This window comes from Streptomyces sp. NPDC085481 (assembly GCF_044541845.1).
In the GTDB taxonomy this organism is placed as follows: Bacteria; Actinomycetota; Actinomycetes; order Streptomycetales; family Streptomycetaceae; genus Streptomyces.
On record NZ_JBITTJ010000001.1, the window covers coordinates 840,164 to 855,803 of the forward strand.

The window sequence follows — 15,640 nt, forward strand, 5'->3', positions numbered from 1 at the left end:
ACGCGTTCGCCACGCGGGTACGAGACCACCAGCTTGTACGACGAAGGCCCCGTCGCCTCCTTCCCCAGGAGGCGACGGGGCCTTCGTCGTACGTCGTCCTCTGCGTAGGCTCGGCGCGTGACCGACTTCCTGCCGCTCCTCGTGACCGCCGCGGCGCTCGCCGGAGTGCTGGGCCTGCTGACCCGCCTGGCCGTCGTGGTGCGCCGCCGGGGCACGGCGGGCGCCGCGATCACGGCGGCGATGGCCGCGCACGACGAGGCGTTCCGGATCACGGCGCACGAGTCGTACGTGGAGGTCCAGGCCCAGGCCGAGCGCAAGGCCCCCCTCCTGTCACCAGACGGCCCCTGGAGGAAGCGCGCCCCGCTTCCGCCCCGGCCACGACGGCCGCGCCTCCTCACCCGTGTGGCGCGACGCACGGGACTCGCGGGACTCACGGGCCGCAGTGGCCGGCGCGGCGGCCGAGGGCCCCACGACGTCTGACCGCGCGGCGTCCTGAGGCCCCGGTCTCAGGCGCGGCGCAGGCGGGCGGCGCGGGCGATGGCCACGACGGCCTTCTCCAGGGCGTACTCCGGGTCGTCGCCGCCGCCCTTCACGCCCGCGTCGGCCTCCGCGATCGCCTGCAGGGCGAGGGAGACGCCGTCGGGGGTCCAGCCGCGCATCTGCTGGCGGACGCGGTCGATCTTCCACGGCGGCATGCCCAGCTCGCGCGCGAGGTCGGCGGGCCGGCCGCCGCGGGCGGAGGAGAGCTTGCCGATCGCGCGGACGCCCTGGGCGAGCGCGCTGGTGATCAGGACGGGTGCGACGCCCGTCGACAGGGACCAGCGCAGGGCCTCCAGGGCCTCCGCCGCGCGCCCCTCGACGGCACGGTCGGCGACGGTGAAGGAGGAGGCCTCGGCGCGGCCCTTGTAGTAGCGCCCGACGACCGCCTCGTCGATGGTCCCGTCGACGTCCGAGGTCAGCTGTGCCACCGCGGAGGCCAGCTCGCGCAGGTCACTGCCGATGGCGTCGACCAGCGCCTGGCACGCCTCGGGCGTGGCCGAGCGCCCGAGCGTCCGGAACTCCTGTCGCACGAAGGTCAGCCGCTCCGCCGGCTTCGTCGTCTTCGGGCAGGCCACCTCCCGCGCTCCCGCCTTGCGTGCCGCGTCGAGGAGTCCCTTGCCCTTGGCGCCGCCCGCGTGCAGCACCACGAGGGTGATCTCATCGGCTGGCGCGTCGAGGTACGCCCTTATCTCCTTGATCGTGTCCGCCGGCAGGTCCTGCGCGTTCCGCATCACCAGGACCTTCCGCTCGGAAAAGAGCGAGGGGCTGGTCAGCTCCGCGAGGGCGCCGGGCTGGAGCTGCTCGGGGGCGAGGTCGCGGACGTCGGTGTCGGCGTCGGCGGCGCGGGCCGCCGCGACCACCTCCCGGACCGCGCGGTCGAGCAGCAGGTCCTCCTGGCCCACGGCGAGCGTGACGGGGGCGAGGAGGTCGTCGGGGGAAGACTTTCTGGTGGCCATCGCGATCCAGCATCCCACGGGGCACCGACAGCCGGACCATCGTCGAGAATGTGCACGTGAGCGATGTGAGACACGTACTGGTACTCCCCGACCGCGACGCGGCCGAGGAGGTCGCCGAAGCCCTTCCCCAGCAGTTCGCGGTCACCGAGGAGCCGCAGCTGTTCCGGGACGCGCTGGCCGGTGAGGACGACGCCGAGGACGCCCAGTGGCTCGTGGTGGTCGAGGACCCGGAGGGCCGGCTCGACCCGGCGGCCCTGGACGAGCTGGCCGCCGCGTACGAGGGCTGGCTGGAGGCCCCTTAGGCCTCGTTCCGGCCCCCGCTCACGCGTGGGACGGGGCGGGCTGCTGCTCCGGCAGCTCGCGAAGGCGGGGCAGCGGCGAGGGCAGCACCCACAGCACGGCGAGGACGGCCCCGGCGGTCGCGAGCCAGAGCGTGGGCCGCAGCCCGAGTGCCGTGCCCAGCAGTCCGCCGGCGAGTGCGCCGAGCGGGCGGAAGCCGTGGTTGAGCGTCCGGTACGCACCCGTCACGCGGGCCCGGATGGCGTCCGGAATCAGCGCCATCTGGAACGATCCCGCGGCGACGTCCGCCACCATCACCCCGGTGCAGGACAGGAATTCGGCGGTGAACAGCAGCCCGACGACCATCGGCAGCGGCCCGTCGGCGAGGGGTATCAGGATCAGCGGCAGGGTGAAGCCGATGAAGCCGGCCACGAGGGACGGCCCGATGCCGATCCGCCGGACCACCGCCCCGCTGCACGCGGCACCGATCAGTCCGCCCACGGCCCCCGCCGCGAGCACCGCGCCCAGCACGCCAGCGCTCAGGCCGAGTTCGGTCGTGGCGTAGAGCACGAAGAGGGTGTGGAACATGTAGTTGAAGAACTGGACCGTGCCCGACGCGGCGAACAGCGCGCGCATCGAGGCGTCCCGCACCACCCAGCGCAGCCCCTCGGTGAAGTGCCCCTTCTCGACCGGGGCGGGAGCGGGCTCGACGGGACTGATACGGGCCAGGTATCCGGCCGAGACCAGATACGTGAGCGCGTCCGCGAGCAGCGCGAAGGGCGCCGTGAGCAGCTGCACCAGCACGCCGCCGATCCCGGGACCGGCCAGCCAGGCCATCGAACGGCTCCCGTTGACCAGCGAGTTCGCCTGCACATAGCGCTCGGTGGGGACCAGGGCCACGAACAGCGTGGTGTTGCAGGCCTCGAACAGCACGCTGAGCGCTCCGACCCCGAAGGCCACCGCGTACAGCTGCCCGAGCGTCAGCATGTCGAGCAGGTACGCGACGGGCAGGGTCAGGAGCAGCGCCGCCCGGGCGAGGTCGGCCGCGATCATGGCGCGCCGCCGCCGGGCCTGCCGGTCTGACCAGGCGCCGAGCGGCAGGTTGAGCAGCAGCGCGGGCAGCAGCTCGGCCGTCTTGAGCCAGCCCATCTCGGCGGCGTCGGCCCCCAGGACGAGCACGGCGGCGAGCGGGAGCGCCATCAGGGAGATCTGGTCGCCGACGAGGGAGACGGTCTGCCCGGTCCAGTAGCGCCGGAAGGACCGCTCGCGCAGCAGCTCGGGTATGCGTTCGGCGACCGCCATCGGTCAGTCCTCCTCGTTGCCGGGGACCTCGCGGTCCACGAAGGCGATGCGCAGGATGCCCACGGGCCGGGCGCCCTCGGGCCGCAGGGCCGGATCGGCCTCACGGTCCTCATAGGGCCGCAGCAGTTCCTCGATCCGCCGCCCGAGGCCGGTCAGCTCCTCGGGGGTCAGATGGAGCAGCGAGTCGCCGAACTGCTCGGCCTCCCGCCACTCCCGCGGCAGGGTGTGCCGGCTCCCGACGGCCCGTAGGACCCGCTGGAAGTACAACTCGATCGCCGCCGCGCTGAGCGCGTCCGCCGCCTGGGCGACCGCGGCGTCCTCGCTGTGGTCCGGCCACTCGGTGAACTGGGCCGTCGCCCGCCAGGGCTTTTCCCGCCCCTTGCCGCCGGGGGCCTGCTCCACCAGCCCGTACTTGGCGAGTATCCGCAGGTGGTACGAGCAGCTGGCGACGGACTCGCCGGTCAGCTCGGCCGCCCGGGTGGCGGTGAAGGGCCCGCTGCTGCGCAGCAGACCCACGAGCGTCATCCGCGTCGGATGAGCGTAGGCCCGCAGGGCGCGGGGGTCGGTGAGACGAATGCTGCGAGACTGCTCGGACATGATGTAAACATATCTTTAGAAAGACTCCTTTACAAGCACTCCTTTACAAGCGTTTCCAGAGCAGGGCCTGCACCGGTCACGACGGCTTGGTGTGCGCCGCGAGCTCCCCTCCGGCGCCGGTCACGACGATCGCTCCGTCCCGGTCGGTGCTCAGCACCCGCGCCCCGCCGTCGCGCAGCGCCCCGACGGTCAGCGGCGAGGGGTGCCCGTACGGGTTGTCCCGCCCGGCCGACACCAGCGCGAGCCGCGGCCGGGCCGCCCGTATCAGGCCGGGGTCCTGGTAGGCCGAGCCGTGGTGGGCCACCTTGAGCACGTCCACCGGCGGCAGCGCGGGGTGGGCCCGCAACAGGGCCTGCTGGGCCGGGGGTTCCAGGTCCCCGAGCAGCAGCAGGGTCACCCCGCCCGCGGTGCGGACGAACAGCGTGACGCTGGCGTCGTTCGGCCCCGACTCCGCCGATTCCCCACTCTCCCCCGCACCCGCCGCACCTGGATCGGCCCGCGGCCACAGCACCCGCCACTCCAGCAGGCCGAGCCTGCGCCGCTCGCCGGCCCCGGCCCGCACCAGGGGCACCCCCGCCGCCGCGGCCGTCCGCCGCACGAACTCCGCCTGCCCCCGGGGCTCTTCAAGGCCGGTCGTCTGGATCGCGCCCACCGCCCGCCCGCGCAGCACCCCGGCCAGCCCTGCCACATGGTCCGCGTGGAAGTGGGTGAGCACGAGGAGCGGGATCCGGCGGACCCCGAGCTCCCGCAGGCACCGGTCGACCGGTGCCGGTTCGGGCCCGGCGTCGACCACGACGGCGGTGTCCCCGCCGGCGGCGAGCACGGTCGCGTCCCCCTGGCCGACCTGGCACATCGCGAACACCCAGCCCGGCGGCGGCCATCCGGTGGCCAGCCTGGCCACCGGCGGAGGCCGCACCACCGCCAGGAACAGCAGAACGGCGCAGCCCGCCCCGACCCACCGCCGGTACGGCAGACGCCACGCCGCGAGAAGCACCAGACCGGTCAGCAGCGCGAGCAGCAGCCCGCCCCACCAGCCGTCCGGCCAGCCCGTCTCCGCCCCCGGCAGCCCCGCCCCTGCCCTGGCCACCCCGGCGATCCAGCCGACGGGCCAGCCCGCGACCCCGGCCACGGCCTCGGCGGCCCACGGCCACACGGGCGCGAGCCCCAGCGCGGCGAACCCGAGCACCGTGGCGGGCGCCACCGCCGCCTCCGCGAGCAGGTTGGCGGGGACCGCCACCAGGCTCACCCTGGCCGCGAACACCGCCACGACAGGCGCGCACACCACCTGCGCCGCCAGCGTGGCGCCCAGCGCCTCGGCGATCCTGCCCGGCACCCGGCGCCGCCGCAGGGCCTCGCTCCAGCGCGGGGCGACCGTGAGCAGCGCCCCGGTGGCCAGGACCGAGAGCAGGAAGCCGTAACTCCGCGCCAGCCACGGGTCGTAGAGCACCAGGATCAGGACCGCGGCCGCCAGCGCCGGGATGAGTGACCGGCGCCGGCCGGTCGCGATGGCCAGCAACGTGACGAGCCCGCAGGCCGCCGCCCGCAGCACGCTCGGATCCGGGCGGCACACGAGCACGAACGCGAGCGTCAGCCCTCCCCCGGCGAACGCGGTCGTCCGCAGCGGGATACCGAGCCTGGGGGCCAGACCACCGCGCTCGATCCGCTGTGCCGTCCCGGGCCTGCCGATCAGCAGCAACAACACGACGGTGAGATTCGAACCGGAGACTGCGAGCAGGTGCGTGAGATCGGTGGCCTCGAACGCCTCCTTCAACTCGGGTCCGATCCGCGAGGTGTCGCCCACCACCAGGCCCGGCAGCAACGCCCTGGCGTCGGGCGCCAGGCCCTCCGTCGCCCGCCGCAGCCCCGCGCGCAGCTCCCCGGCCCTGCGCTGCAGCGCGCTCGGCGGCCCGGTGACGTGGGGCGGCCCGGCACCGTCGGCCCGCAGCACCGCGGCGAACGGATCGCCCGGCCGCATGGGGACGGCGAGCCTGCCCGCCACGCGCAGCCGCGTCGACGGCAACAGCCCCAGCCACTCCGCGCGCCCCTCCCCCGCCGGCACCACCACCAGGACCGGCGTCCTCGTCCGGTACACCGCACGGTCCCGCGCCTCGACCCGGGCCACCTCGCCCTCCAGGACCACGGAGACCGGAGCCGCCCGGCTCCCACGCACCCCCGGCAGGGTGAGCCGCGGATCGGCGGTGACCACCACCTCGACCACGACCCGGCCGGAGGCGCGGGCGAGTTCGGGGACCGGGCCGCGGCGCAGATCGGCGGCGTGCAGGCCACCGGACGCGGCCCCCGCGGCGGCGCACAGCAGCACTCCGGCGCAGGCGGTCGCCCGTAACCCCCGCCGCGCGGCCGACAGCAGGGCCAGCGCCGCACCGGCCAAGCAGACCAGCACCCCGCCGACCGTCCACCAGCCGGTCACGCCCACCGCGAGGGCAGCCCCGCCCCACGCGGCCAGCGCCGGCGGCACCAGCCGCAGATCGGCCGGGCCCTCGTCCCACGAGGCCACGCGCGCGGCATCGCCCCGGACGTGCTCGCTCATGGCCGGACCAGCGGTTCGAGGTCCGCGAACCGACGGTCGCCGATCCCGTTCACCTCCCGCAGTTCGGCGACGGAGCGGAACCCGCCGTGCTCGACCCGGTGTTCCACGATGTGCCGGGCCAGCACCGGACCCACCCCGGGCAGGCCGTCGAGCTGCTCCACGGTCGCCGCGTTGAGACTCAGCGGAGTCGAGGGGCCGGGCTCACCCGCGGCCGCCCCCGCTCCCGTGCCGGCGCCGCCCACGGCCGCAGGCAGCCCGACCACGACCTGCTCGCCGTCCATGAGGACCCGGGCCCGGTTCAGCCCCGTGAGGTCCGTGCCCGGGCGGATCCCTCCAGCCGCCCGCAGCGCGTCGGCGACCCGGGACCCGGCGGGCAGGGTGAGCACCCCGGGCCTGCGCACCTTGCCGCTGACGTCGATCACGACCATGGGCGACGGCCCCGACGGCGACGGGGAGGCCGACTGCGGCAGGAACGCCCCGGTCTCGGGCAGCGGTCTGGCCGCGCCGACCACCTCGGGGGCCCGGACCTGCTGCGGCCGTCCCGTCCAGAAGAAGACGCCCGCGATCCCCGCGGCCACCACCAGGATCACGGCGAGCGCCGCCAGCGAACGCCCTTCGAGCCCGCACCGCGACTGCACCCACAGCGGAAGCCGCTCCCGCAGGGCGAGCCACAGCCGCTGCCGGCGCCCCACATCCGGCGCGACCGGCCCCGCCCGCCCCCGCTCCAAGGAGGCTTCCAGCAGCGCCTCCCGAGGCCTCTCGGGTGGCGCCTCGGCCGGCGGCGACACCGGAGCCACGGGCGGCGGCGCCGTCGACGGGAAGAGGGCTTCGCCCCGGCTCCGTACCGCTGCGGGGACCGCCCCGACCGCATGCCTCCCGCGGCTCCGAGTACCCCGGGCACGTGCCCCGGCCCTCCCGTCCGAGCCGGGCGGCCGGCCGGGTCCGCTCGTAGCTGAGCCACGACGTGTTGCGATGTGTGTGCGAAGAGTCATGGCATGACGGTAGGCGGATTCACCACCCATCCGCCGTGACCATGCAATTCCCGTGGACAACAGCCCAGTTGTGGACAACTCCCTCACTCACACGAGTGATCAGGCCGACCCACGACCCGTCAGCGCGGCGAGACGACCACCGCGAGCAGCCCCGGCCCCGTGTGCGCGCCGATCACGGCGCCCACCTCGGTGACCTGGAGGTCCTCGATGCCCGGCACGCGGTCCCGCAGCCGCTCGGCCAGTGCTGCGGCCCGGTCGGGGGCGGAGAGGTGGTGGACGGCGATGTCGACGGTCCCGGTCCCGGCCCGCTCGACGGCGATCTCCTCGAGCCGAGCGATCGCCTTGGACGCCGTGCGCACCTTCTCGCGCAGCTCGATCCGCCCGCCGTCGAGTTCGAGCAGCGGCTTCACGGCCAGCGCGGAACCGAGGAGCGCCTGTGCCGCCCCGATGCGCCCGCCCCGGCGCAGGTAGTCGAGGGTGTCGACGTAGAAGTAGGCGGAGGTGCCCGCGGCGCGCTTCTCGGCGGCCGCGACGGCCTCGTCCAGCGAGCCGCCCGCGTCGGCTACCTCGGCGGCGGCCAGGGCGCAGAATCCGAGGGCCATCCCGACCATGCGCGTGTCGACGACCCGTACGGGCACGGGAGCGTCCTTGGCGGCCAGCACGGCGGCGTCGTAGGTGCCGGAGAACTCGGCGGACAGGTGCAGCGAGACGATGCCGCGCGCACCGGCCTCGGCGGCCGCGCGGTAGGCCGCGGCGAAGACCTCGGGCCCGGGCCGCGAGGTGGTCACCGCGCGACGCTTCTGCAGCGCCTCCGCGAGAGAGCGGGCCGAGATCTCGGTGCCCTCCTCCAGCGCACGGTCGCCGATGACGACGGTGAGCGGGACGGCGGTGATGGCGTGCCGCTCCATCGTCTGGGGTGGCAGGTAGGCCGTGGAATCGGTGACGATCGCGACATGCCGGGACATGAGCGGGAGGTTACCCGGCTGCGCCGCCGCACGGCAGCCCGCCCCCGCGCCTCTCAGGTGGTGGTCTCCGGCCGGGCCGACTTCTCCCACGGGTACGCGGTCTGCCGGGGGTCGGGTGCCGTGATCGCCTGAGGCTGCTCCGCCGCCCCGGACTCCGCCCCGGACCAGCTCTGCCCGCGCTCGGCACCCGCCGCCGGAGCCCCGGCCTCGGGCCACGAGGAGCCGGCCGTCCCCGCTCCCCGCTCCGCGCTCGCGGCACCCGTGTCGGCGGGACCGCTGTCGGTCCAGTGGCGCAGCGCGCCCACCTCCATGTCGATCTGCGCGCTCAGCGAGGACAGGTCGTCCTGGGCGAACCGGCTGGCCCGGTCCCGGGCGGCCCAGCGCAAGGCGTCCGCGGAGTGGGTGATCTGCTCGGTGCGCCGGCGGAGGTCCGGGAGCTGCACCGCGAGGCGAGCCTTGTCGGGCTCGCGCTCCAGCCGCTTGAGGTCCTCGTCGAGCTCGCGCGCGTGGGCGCTGAGCCGGTGGAAGAGGTCGAGGGACTCCTTCAGGGAGGCGTCCTCGGCGACGCCCGCGTGCAGTGCGTCCTGGGTGGCCCGCATCGAGGTGCGCAGTGACAGCCGCAGCTGGGCGAGCTCGCCCGCGACGCCGGTCTGGCCGAAGCTCCTGGCTCGCAGCGTGGTGTCCTCGACGGTGCGCCGGGCCTGGTCGATCGTGCGGTCGACCCCGCGCTTGGCCGCCTTGGCGACCTTCACCGTGGCATAGACCCCGAGCGCCACGAAGGCGACGAAGAGCAGCGCCATGATCGTGATCGCGGCTTCCATGTGCCTCGCCCCTCCGGCCTGGGTTGTGGTTCTTCCACGGTAAACGGAAGGGGCAGGCCGACGGTTCCATTCGAACCCTCAACCTGCCCCCACGCTCCCCCTAGGGGAAGCTCCGGGTGTCAGCCGGCGACGATGTTGACGAGCTTCGGGGCGCGGACGATCACCTTGCGGATCTCCGCACCGCCCAGCGCGGCGACCACGTGCTCGTCACCCAGCGCCAGCGCCTCCAGCTCCGCGTCGCTGATCGACGGGGGGACCTCCAGGCGCGCCTTGACCTTGCCCTTGATCTGCACGACGCAGGTCACCGTCTCGTCGACGACGTACGCCGGGTCGGCGACCGGGAAGTCCTGGTGGACGACCGACTCGGTGTGGCCCAGGCGGCGCCACAGCTCCTCGGCGATGTGCGGGGCCAGCGGGGCGACCAGCAGCACCAGCTGCTCGGCGACCGGCCGGGACACCGCGCCACCGGACTTGGTCAGGTGGTTGTTCAGCTCGGTGATCTTGGCGATGGCGGTGTTGAAGCGCATCGCGACCATGTCCTGGGAGACCCCGTCGATGGCCTTGTGCAGGGCCCGCAGGGTGTCCTCGTCGGCCGGTTCGTCGGCGACGGTGACCTCGCCGGTCGACTCGTCGACGATGTTGCGCCACAGTCGCTGCAGCAGCCGGTACTGGCCGACCACCGCGCGGGTGTCCCACGGGCGGGAGACGTCCAGGGGGCCCATGGCCATCTCGTACAGGCGCAGGGTGTCGGCGCCGTACTCGGCGCAGATCTCGTCCGGGGTGACCGCGTTCTTCAGGGACTTGCCCATCTTGCCCAGGACGCGGCTGACCTTCTCGCCCTGGTACCAGAACGCTCCGTCGCGTTCCTCGACCTCGGCCGCCGGGACGGCGATGCCGCGGGAGTCCCGGTAGACGAAGGCCTGGATCATGCCCTGGTTGTACAGCTTGTGGAAGGGCTCGGCCGACGAGATGTGGCCCAGGTCGAACAGCATCTTGGACCAGAAGCGGGCGTACAGCAGGTGCAGCACGGCGTGCTCGGCGCCGCCGACGTACAGGTCGACGCCGCCGGTGGGCATGCCCTCGCGCGGGCCCATCCAGTACTGCTCGATCGCCGGGTCGACCAGCTTCTCGGAGTTGTTCGGGTCCAGGTAGCGCAGCTCGTACCAGCAGGAACCGGCCCAGTTGGGCATGGTGTTGGTCTCGCGGCGGTACTTCTTGGGACCGTCGCCCAGGTCCAGCGTGACGTTGACCCAGTCCTCGTTGCGGGACAGCGGGGTCTCCGGCTGGGTGTCGGCGTCGTCCGGGTCGAAGGTGCGCGGCGAGTAGTCCTCGACCTCCGGCAGCTCCAGCGGCAGCATCGACTCGGGCAGCGGGTGGGCGATGCCGTCCTCGTCGTAGACGATCGGGAAGGGCTCGCCCCAGTAGCGCTGGCGGCTGAACAGCCAGTCGCGCAGGCGGAAGTTGACGGTGCCCTCGCCGATGCCGCGGTCGGCCAGCCAGGAGGTGATCTTCTCCTTGGCCTCGACGACGCCCAGGCCGTCCAGGGAGATCTCCTCGTTGGCGGAGTTGATCAGCTTCGCCTCGTACGAGCCGAAGGCGTCGTCCCAGGCGGCCGGGTCGGTGCCACGGTCGTCGCTCGGCTCGACGACGCAGCGCATCGGCAGCTCGAAGGCGCGCGCGAAGGCGAAGTCGCGGGCGTCGTGCGCCGGGACCGCCATGATGGCGCCGGTGCCGTAGCCCATCAGGACGTAGTCGGCGATGAAGACCGGGACCTGCTCGCCGCTGACCGGGTTGGTCGCGTACGCGCCGGTGAAGACGCCGGTCTTGTCCTTGGCCTCGGCCTGGCGCTCGACGTCGGACTTGGAGGCGGCCTGCTTGCGGTAGGCGTCGACGGCCTCGGAGGGGGTGGCGTGACCGCCGGTCCACACATCGTGCGTGCCCTCGGGCCAGGCGCCCGGGACGATCTTCTCGACCAGGTCGTGCTCGGGGGCCAGCACCATGTAGGTGGCGCCGAACAGGGTGTCCTGGCGGGTGGTGAAGACGGTGATGGCGCCGGCGTCGCCGACCTGGAAGTCGACACGGGCGCCCTCGGAGCGGCCGATCCAGTTGCGCTGCTGCAGCTTGATGGCCTCGGGCCAGTCCAGCGCGTCCAGGTCGTCCAGCAGGCGGTCCGCGTAGGCGGTGATGCGCATGTTCCACTGGCGCAGCTTGGCCTTGAAGACGGGGAAGTTGCCGCGCTCGGAGCGGCCGTCGGCGGTGACCTCCTCGTTGGCCAGGACGGTGCCCAGACCGGGGCACCAGTTGACCGGGGCGTCGGAGGCGTACGCGAGGCGGTACTCGCCCAGGACGTCGGCGCGGTCGGCGGCGCTCAGGGCGCTCCAGTCACGGCTTCCGGGGACCTCACGGGTGCCGTTCTCGAACTGCTCGACCAGCTCGGCGATCGGGCGGGCCTTCCTGGCCTCGTCGTCGTACCAGGAGTCGAAGATCTGCGTGAAGATCCACTGGGTCCAGCGGTAGTACTCCGGGTCGATCGTGGCGAACGACCGGCGCTTGTCGTGGCCCAGGCCAAGCCGGCGCAGCTGGACCTTCATGTTCTCCATGTTGGCCTCGGTGGACACGCGCGGGTGCGTGCCGGTCTGCACGGCGTACTGCTCGGCCGGCAGGCCGAAGGCGTCGAAGCCCAGGGTGTGCAGGACGTTGTGCCCGGTCATGCGCGCGTGGCGGGCGAAGACGTCGGTGGCGATGTAGCCGAGCGGGTGGCCGACGTGCAGGCCCGCGCCCGAGGGGTACGGGAACATGTCCATGATGAACTTCTTGGGGCGGTCGACCGTGGCCGCGTCCCCGGCCAGGTCGCCCGTGGGGTTGGGGGCCTCGTAGGTGCCCTCGGCGTCCCAGGCGTCCTGCCAGCGTGCCTCGATGTCGGCGGCCATGGCCGCCGTGTAGCGATGCGGGGCCGCCGTCTCGGCAGCCGTGTTGATCTCGGTCATGATCCTTGAAGCTCCATCGATCGTCTCTGCCCACTGCCGGTAACTGCCACGAAATGAAAAATCCCCTCGCACAGGAGGGGACGCCGCGCCGATGCCGACCGGATCTTCATCCGTCGGGACTGATCAGCGCGGCCCGCTAAGCAGAAGGCGTACGGCACGCATGGCGTCAGGGTACCGCAGGGCCCGAGCGGGCCGCATCGACGTTCCGGCCAGTGGCACGCGAAACGCGGGCGCACAAGGGCACACGAAGAAGCGGGCCACCCGATCCGGGTGGCCCGCTTCTCTTCTGTGGAGCTAAGGAGAATTGAACTCCTGACCTCCTGCATGCCATGCAGGCGCTCTACCAACTGAGCTATAGCCCCTTGCTTTTCGTCTCCGCTTCGGCTTTCGTTTCCGTTTCCCTCGCGGCGACAGACAGAACATTAACCGGCTCCCAGCCGGATCGCCAAATCCGTTTCCCGGGGCCCGTCCGACCGGACGGGTAGGGTCGCCGACTGTGTCCGTCTCCGTGCTCTCCCCGACCCGCGCCCGGCCCTGGCCCCTGGCCACCGCCGCGGCGGTCTGTCTGCTGTCGTTCGCGGCCTTCTGGGTGGCGCAACGCCTGGCCCACGTGAACATGCTCGACGTGATGGTCTACCGGGCCGAGGGCGAGACACTGCGGGCCGGAGGCGACCTGTACGCGATGCGTGCCACGTCGGCGAACCTCGGCATGACCTATCCGCCGTTCGCCGCCGTGCTCTTCCTGCCGCTGACCCTGGTGGGCGTCCCACTGATGCGGACGCTCAGCACCGCGGGGAACCTGCTCCTGGTGGTGGCGCTGGTCCAGCTGTCGCTCCGGCTGGTCCGCCCGACGCTGTCCCGTGCCGATCTATGGCGTACGACACTGTGGGTCGCCGCGGTCGTGGTCTGGTGCGAGCCGGTGTGGACGACGCTGCGTTACGGCCAGATCAACCTGCTCATAGCCGTGGCGGTGCTGTGGGACCTGACCCGCCGCGAGGGCAGCCGCTGGGCCGGCCTGGGCATCGGGCTCGCCACCGCCGTGAAACTCACCCCGGGCCTCTTCGTGGTCCTGCTGTTCGCCGCGGGCCTCCTCCTGTGGCGCCGGAACCCCACCCTCAACCAGTGGCTGCGGACGGCTCTGACGGCGACCGGGGTCTTCCTCGCGACGACGCTGACGACGGCGCTGGCGCTGCCCGCCGACTCCGCGAAGTTCTGGACCCAGACCCTCTTCGAGACCGGCCGGGTCGGCCACGCCGAGGAGACCGCCAACCAGTCCGTCAGCGGGGTACTGGCCCGGCTGATGCACACCGACGCGCCGGGCCTGTGGTGGGTCGCGGCGGCGGCCCTCCTCGGCGGCGCGGCGATGGTCCTCGCGGTACGGGCCGCGGTGCGGGGCGACAAGGCGGTGGCCGTGATCGTCACCGCGTTCACGGCGCTGATGATCAGCCCGATCTCCTGGTCCCACCACTGGGTGTGGTGCGTTCCGCTGCTGATCCTCCTGTACGACCGTGCCGGGCGTCTCTGGCCGGTGACGGGAGTGGTGGCGCTGGCCTTCGCCTCGTTCGCCCTGTGGTGGGTGCCGCACGACCCGGGCCGTCCCGAACTGGACCAGGACGCCACTCAGATGCTGCTCTCGGCCGTCTATCCGCTGACGGCGACCGCGGTCTTCGCCGGCTACGCGCTCACGCTGCGGCGGGCCCCGGCAGCCCGGGCCGTCACGGAGGAGCGGGAGCCTCAGGCCGTCGCGAAGGAGTAGAAGCGCTTCAGAGTGCAGTGCTCGTCGAGGAGCCGGCCGTAGATCGGCTCTCCCTCGAGCTCGCGGTAGGTCTCGATGGGGTCGCCTTTTATGATCAGCGCCCGCGCGCATTCCTCACACCAGTACTGGAACTCGGTGTTGACCGGGTCCATGTCCCGGACGATGGGCGTACCGCTGCCGCACCAGTCACACTTCCGCCTGTGTGCACCCATCACTCAGCTCCTGCTGTGCCCGCAGGACGTGCCCACACAGGGTTCCGCGACGGCATCGGCTCCGGTCTCCTCGGCACCGTCCACGGCCATGCGCGCTCCCTCCCGTCCGGACCCACGTCCCCCTCCGGCGGTCCGATTCTGCCATGGCCCCGCAAGGGGGTCAGCGCCGTCGCCCGACCAGGCTCGTGGAGGCGCCGAAGATCGCCGCCGCGGCCAGCGCGAGGGCGCACACCCACAGCGCGTTCGCCGACGTGTGCGCCCCAGGTCCGGTCACCCCGCTGAGGAAGAGGCTGCCGAAGGTGGCGACCCCGATCAGCTGGCCGAGCTGGGTGACGGTGGCGAGCAGTCCGCTGGCGTCGGCCGCGTCCTCGGGCCGTACGGTCGCGAGCGCTCCGGTCAGGGCGGGGCTGAAGGCCAGGGCGAGCCCGGCGCCCATGGCGAACAGGGCGGGGTGGAGCGCCCAGCCGCCCGCGCTGCCGCCCTTCAGGACGCCGCCCACGGCGAGCGAGGCGGCCGCGGTCAGGAGGAAGCCGGCCGGGACCAGGAAGGGCTGCCAGCGGGCCGGCCAGCGCCGCCAGGTGAGGCCGACGGCCCCGAAGACGGCGGCGCACGGCGCGAAGGTGAGCCCGGCCCGCAGCGCGCTGTGCCCGAGGCCGCCCTGGAAGTGCAGGGTGAGGGTGAACAGGAATCCGGCGTTGACGGCCATGACCACGGCGATCCGGAGGACCGCCCGCCCGATGCCGGGGATGCGCAGCACCCGCGGGGCGATGAGCGGTGCGCCGCCGCGCCGGGAGAGGCGTGCCTCGTATCCGCCGAAGGCGGCGAGGAGGAGCACGGAGCCGCCCAGCGACAGCCAGGTCCACAGCGGCCAGTCCGCCTCCTGACCGAGGACGAGCGGCACGGTGAGCAGCGAGACGGAGCCGGCGAGCAGCAGCAGCCCCGCCAGGTCGAGGGAGCGCGCCCGCTCGGCCTCGGTCCGGGCGTCGCGGGGCAGCACCCTGGCGCCGAGGGCGAGCAGGACGAGCCCGATGGGCACGTTGACCAAGAAGACCGGCCGCCAGCCGGTGCCGAAGAGGTCGGCGCTGACCAGGATGCCGCCGACGACCTGGCCCGCGGCGGCACCGGTGGCGAGGACGGCGGAGTAGGCGCTGAGCGCCCGTACCCGGCCCTCACCGGTGAAGTTGCGCTGGACGAGGCTGAGCACCTGGGGGATCATCAGCGCCGATCCGGCGCCCTGCACGATCCGGAAGGCGATCAACTGGCCGGTGCCGGCGGCCAGTCCGCAGGCGAGCGAGGCGACGGTGAACAGGGCGAGGCCGGCGAGGTACATGCGCCGGTGACCGAGCAGGTCGCCGAGGCGGGCGCCGGTGATCAGCAACACCGCGTAGGCGATCGCGTATCCGGCGACGACGAGCTGAAGTCCGGCGCCGGACGCGGAGAGTTCGACGCGGATGGTGGGGGCGGCGACGTTGACGATGAAGACGTCGAGCAGCGCCATGAACTGCGCGGCGAGCACGACGGCGAGCAGCGGTCCGCGGTGATTGTCGGTGCCACCGGCTTTACTGAGTACGGGACGTGTTGTGGTCGTCGTCATACGAGGAGCGTGACGCCGGTCCGATACGGGTAACGAGAGCCCGCCGATGCTGGTACCGACAGCACCTGGCAACGGCGGCACGGGGACTCGA

At 73.2% G+C, this 15,640-nt stretch carries 13 protein-coding genes and 1 tRNA gene; 3 read left to right on the forward strand and 11 right to left on the reverse strand.

Translation table 11 applies throughout. The features are described from left to right. The first annotated feature begins 117 nt into the window (after positions 1-117). Positions 118-480 carry a hypothetical protein gene (locus ACIGEZ_RS03910; protein ID WP_399825285.1) on the forward strand — a complete coding sequence of 121 codons (363 nt, stop codon included), beginning with the start codon at positions 118-120 and terminating at the stop codon, positions 478-480. Positions 481-506: 26 nt separating this feature from the next. On the opposite strand, the gene holA is transcribed toward ACIGEZ_RS03910, so the two are convergent. Then, positions 507-1,496, reverse strand: a complete 990-nt coding sequence (gene holA / locus ACIGEZ_RS03915) for a DNA polymerase III subunit delta (protein WP_399825287.1) — start codon at positions 1,494-1,496, stop codon at positions 507-509. 56 nt (positions 1,497-1,552) lie between these two features. Here holA and ACIGEZ_RS03920 point away from each other — a divergent pair, with 56 nt between their 5' ends. Next, positions 1,553-1,798, forward strand: coding sequence for a hypothetical protein (locus ACIGEZ_RS03920; protein ID WP_399825289.1), 246 nt, complete (start codon positions 1,553-1,555; stop codon positions 1,796-1,798). Between the two features lie 19 nt (positions 1,799-1,817). Here ACIGEZ_RS03920 and ACIGEZ_RS03925 read toward each other — a convergent pair whose 3' ends face one another. The 8 genes from ACIGEZ_RS03925 to ACIGEZ_RS03960 form a co-directional block, all read right to left on the reverse strand. Then, positions 1,818-3,077, reverse strand: a complete 1,260-nt coding sequence (locus ACIGEZ_RS03925) for an MFS transporter (RefSeq protein ID WP_399825292.1) — start codon at positions 3,075-3,077, stop codon at positions 1,818-1,820. Between the two features lie 3 nt (positions 3,078-3,080). Continuing rightward, positions 3,081-3,674 carry a winged helix-turn-helix domain-containing protein gene (locus ACIGEZ_RS03930; RefSeq protein ID WP_399825294.1) on the reverse strand — a complete coding sequence of 198 codons (594 nt, stop codon included), beginning with the start codon at positions 3,672-3,674 and terminating at the stop codon, positions 3,081-3,083. 76 nt (positions 3,675-3,750) lie between these two features. Continuing rightward, positions 3,751-6,222 carry a ComEC/Rec2 family competence protein gene (locus ACIGEZ_RS03935; RefSeq protein WP_399825297.1) on the reverse strand — a complete coding sequence of 824 codons (2,472 nt, stop codon included), beginning with the start codon at positions 6,220-6,222 and terminating at the stop codon, positions 3,751-3,753. Beyond that, positions 6,219-6,950, reverse strand: coding sequence for a helix-hairpin-helix domain-containing protein (locus ACIGEZ_RS03940; RefSeq protein ID WP_399825299.1), 732 nt, complete (start codon positions 6,948-6,950; stop codon positions 6,219-6,221). Before ACIGEZ_RS03940 ends, ACIGEZ_RS03935 begins: the two co-directional genes overlap by 4 nt. Before the next feature lie 383 nt (positions 6,951-7,333). Further along, complete coding sequence (locus ACIGEZ_RS03945) at positions 7,334-8,179, reverse strand: DegV family protein (protein WP_399825302.1); 846 nt, start codon at positions 8,177-8,179, stop codon at positions 7,334-7,336. Between the two features lie 53 nt (positions 8,180-8,232). Next, the gene (locus ACIGEZ_RS03950; protein ID WP_399825304.1) at positions 8,233-9,000 is read right to left on the reverse strand and encodes a hypothetical protein; all 768 of its coding nucleotides are present in this window, start codon (positions 8,998-9,000) and stop codon (positions 8,233-8,235) included. Positions 9,001-9,119: 119 nt separating this feature from the next. Next, positions 9,120-11,987, reverse strand: a complete 2,868-nt coding sequence (gene leuS / locus ACIGEZ_RS03955) for a leucine--tRNA ligase (RefSeq protein WP_399825307.1) — start codon at positions 11,985-11,987, stop codon at positions 9,120-9,122. A 289-nt stretch (positions 11,988-12,276) separates the two neighbouring features. Further along, positions 12,277-12,349: transfer RNA gene (locus ACIGEZ_RS03960), tRNA-Ala, on the reverse strand. 134 nt (positions 12,350-12,483) lie between these two features. Here ACIGEZ_RS03960 and ACIGEZ_RS03965 point away from each other — a divergent pair. After that, positions 12,484-13,743, forward strand: coding sequence for a glycosyltransferase 87 family protein (locus ACIGEZ_RS03965; RefSeq protein ID WP_399825310.1), 1,260 nt, complete (start codon positions 12,484-12,486; stop codon positions 13,741-13,743). On the opposite strand, the gene ACIGEZ_RS03970 is transcribed toward ACIGEZ_RS03965, so the two are convergent. Together ACIGEZ_RS03970 and ACIGEZ_RS03975 are read right to left on the reverse strand one after the other, a co-directional pair. After that, on the reverse strand, positions 13,722-13,955 hold the full coding sequence (locus ACIGEZ_RS03970) for a hypothetical protein (protein ID WP_399825312.1): 234 nt from the start codon (positions 13,953-13,955) through the stop codon (positions 13,722-13,724). The two genes, ACIGEZ_RS03965 and ACIGEZ_RS03970, sit on opposite strands and share 22 nt — an antisense overlap. 160 nt (positions 13,956-14,115) lie before the next feature. Next, on the reverse strand, positions 14,116-15,549 hold the full coding sequence (locus tag ACIGEZ_RS03975; protein WP_399825315.1) for an MFS transporter: 1,434 nt from the start codon (positions 15,547-15,549) through the stop codon (positions 14,116-14,118). Positions 15,550-15,640: the final 91 nt, after the last annotated feature.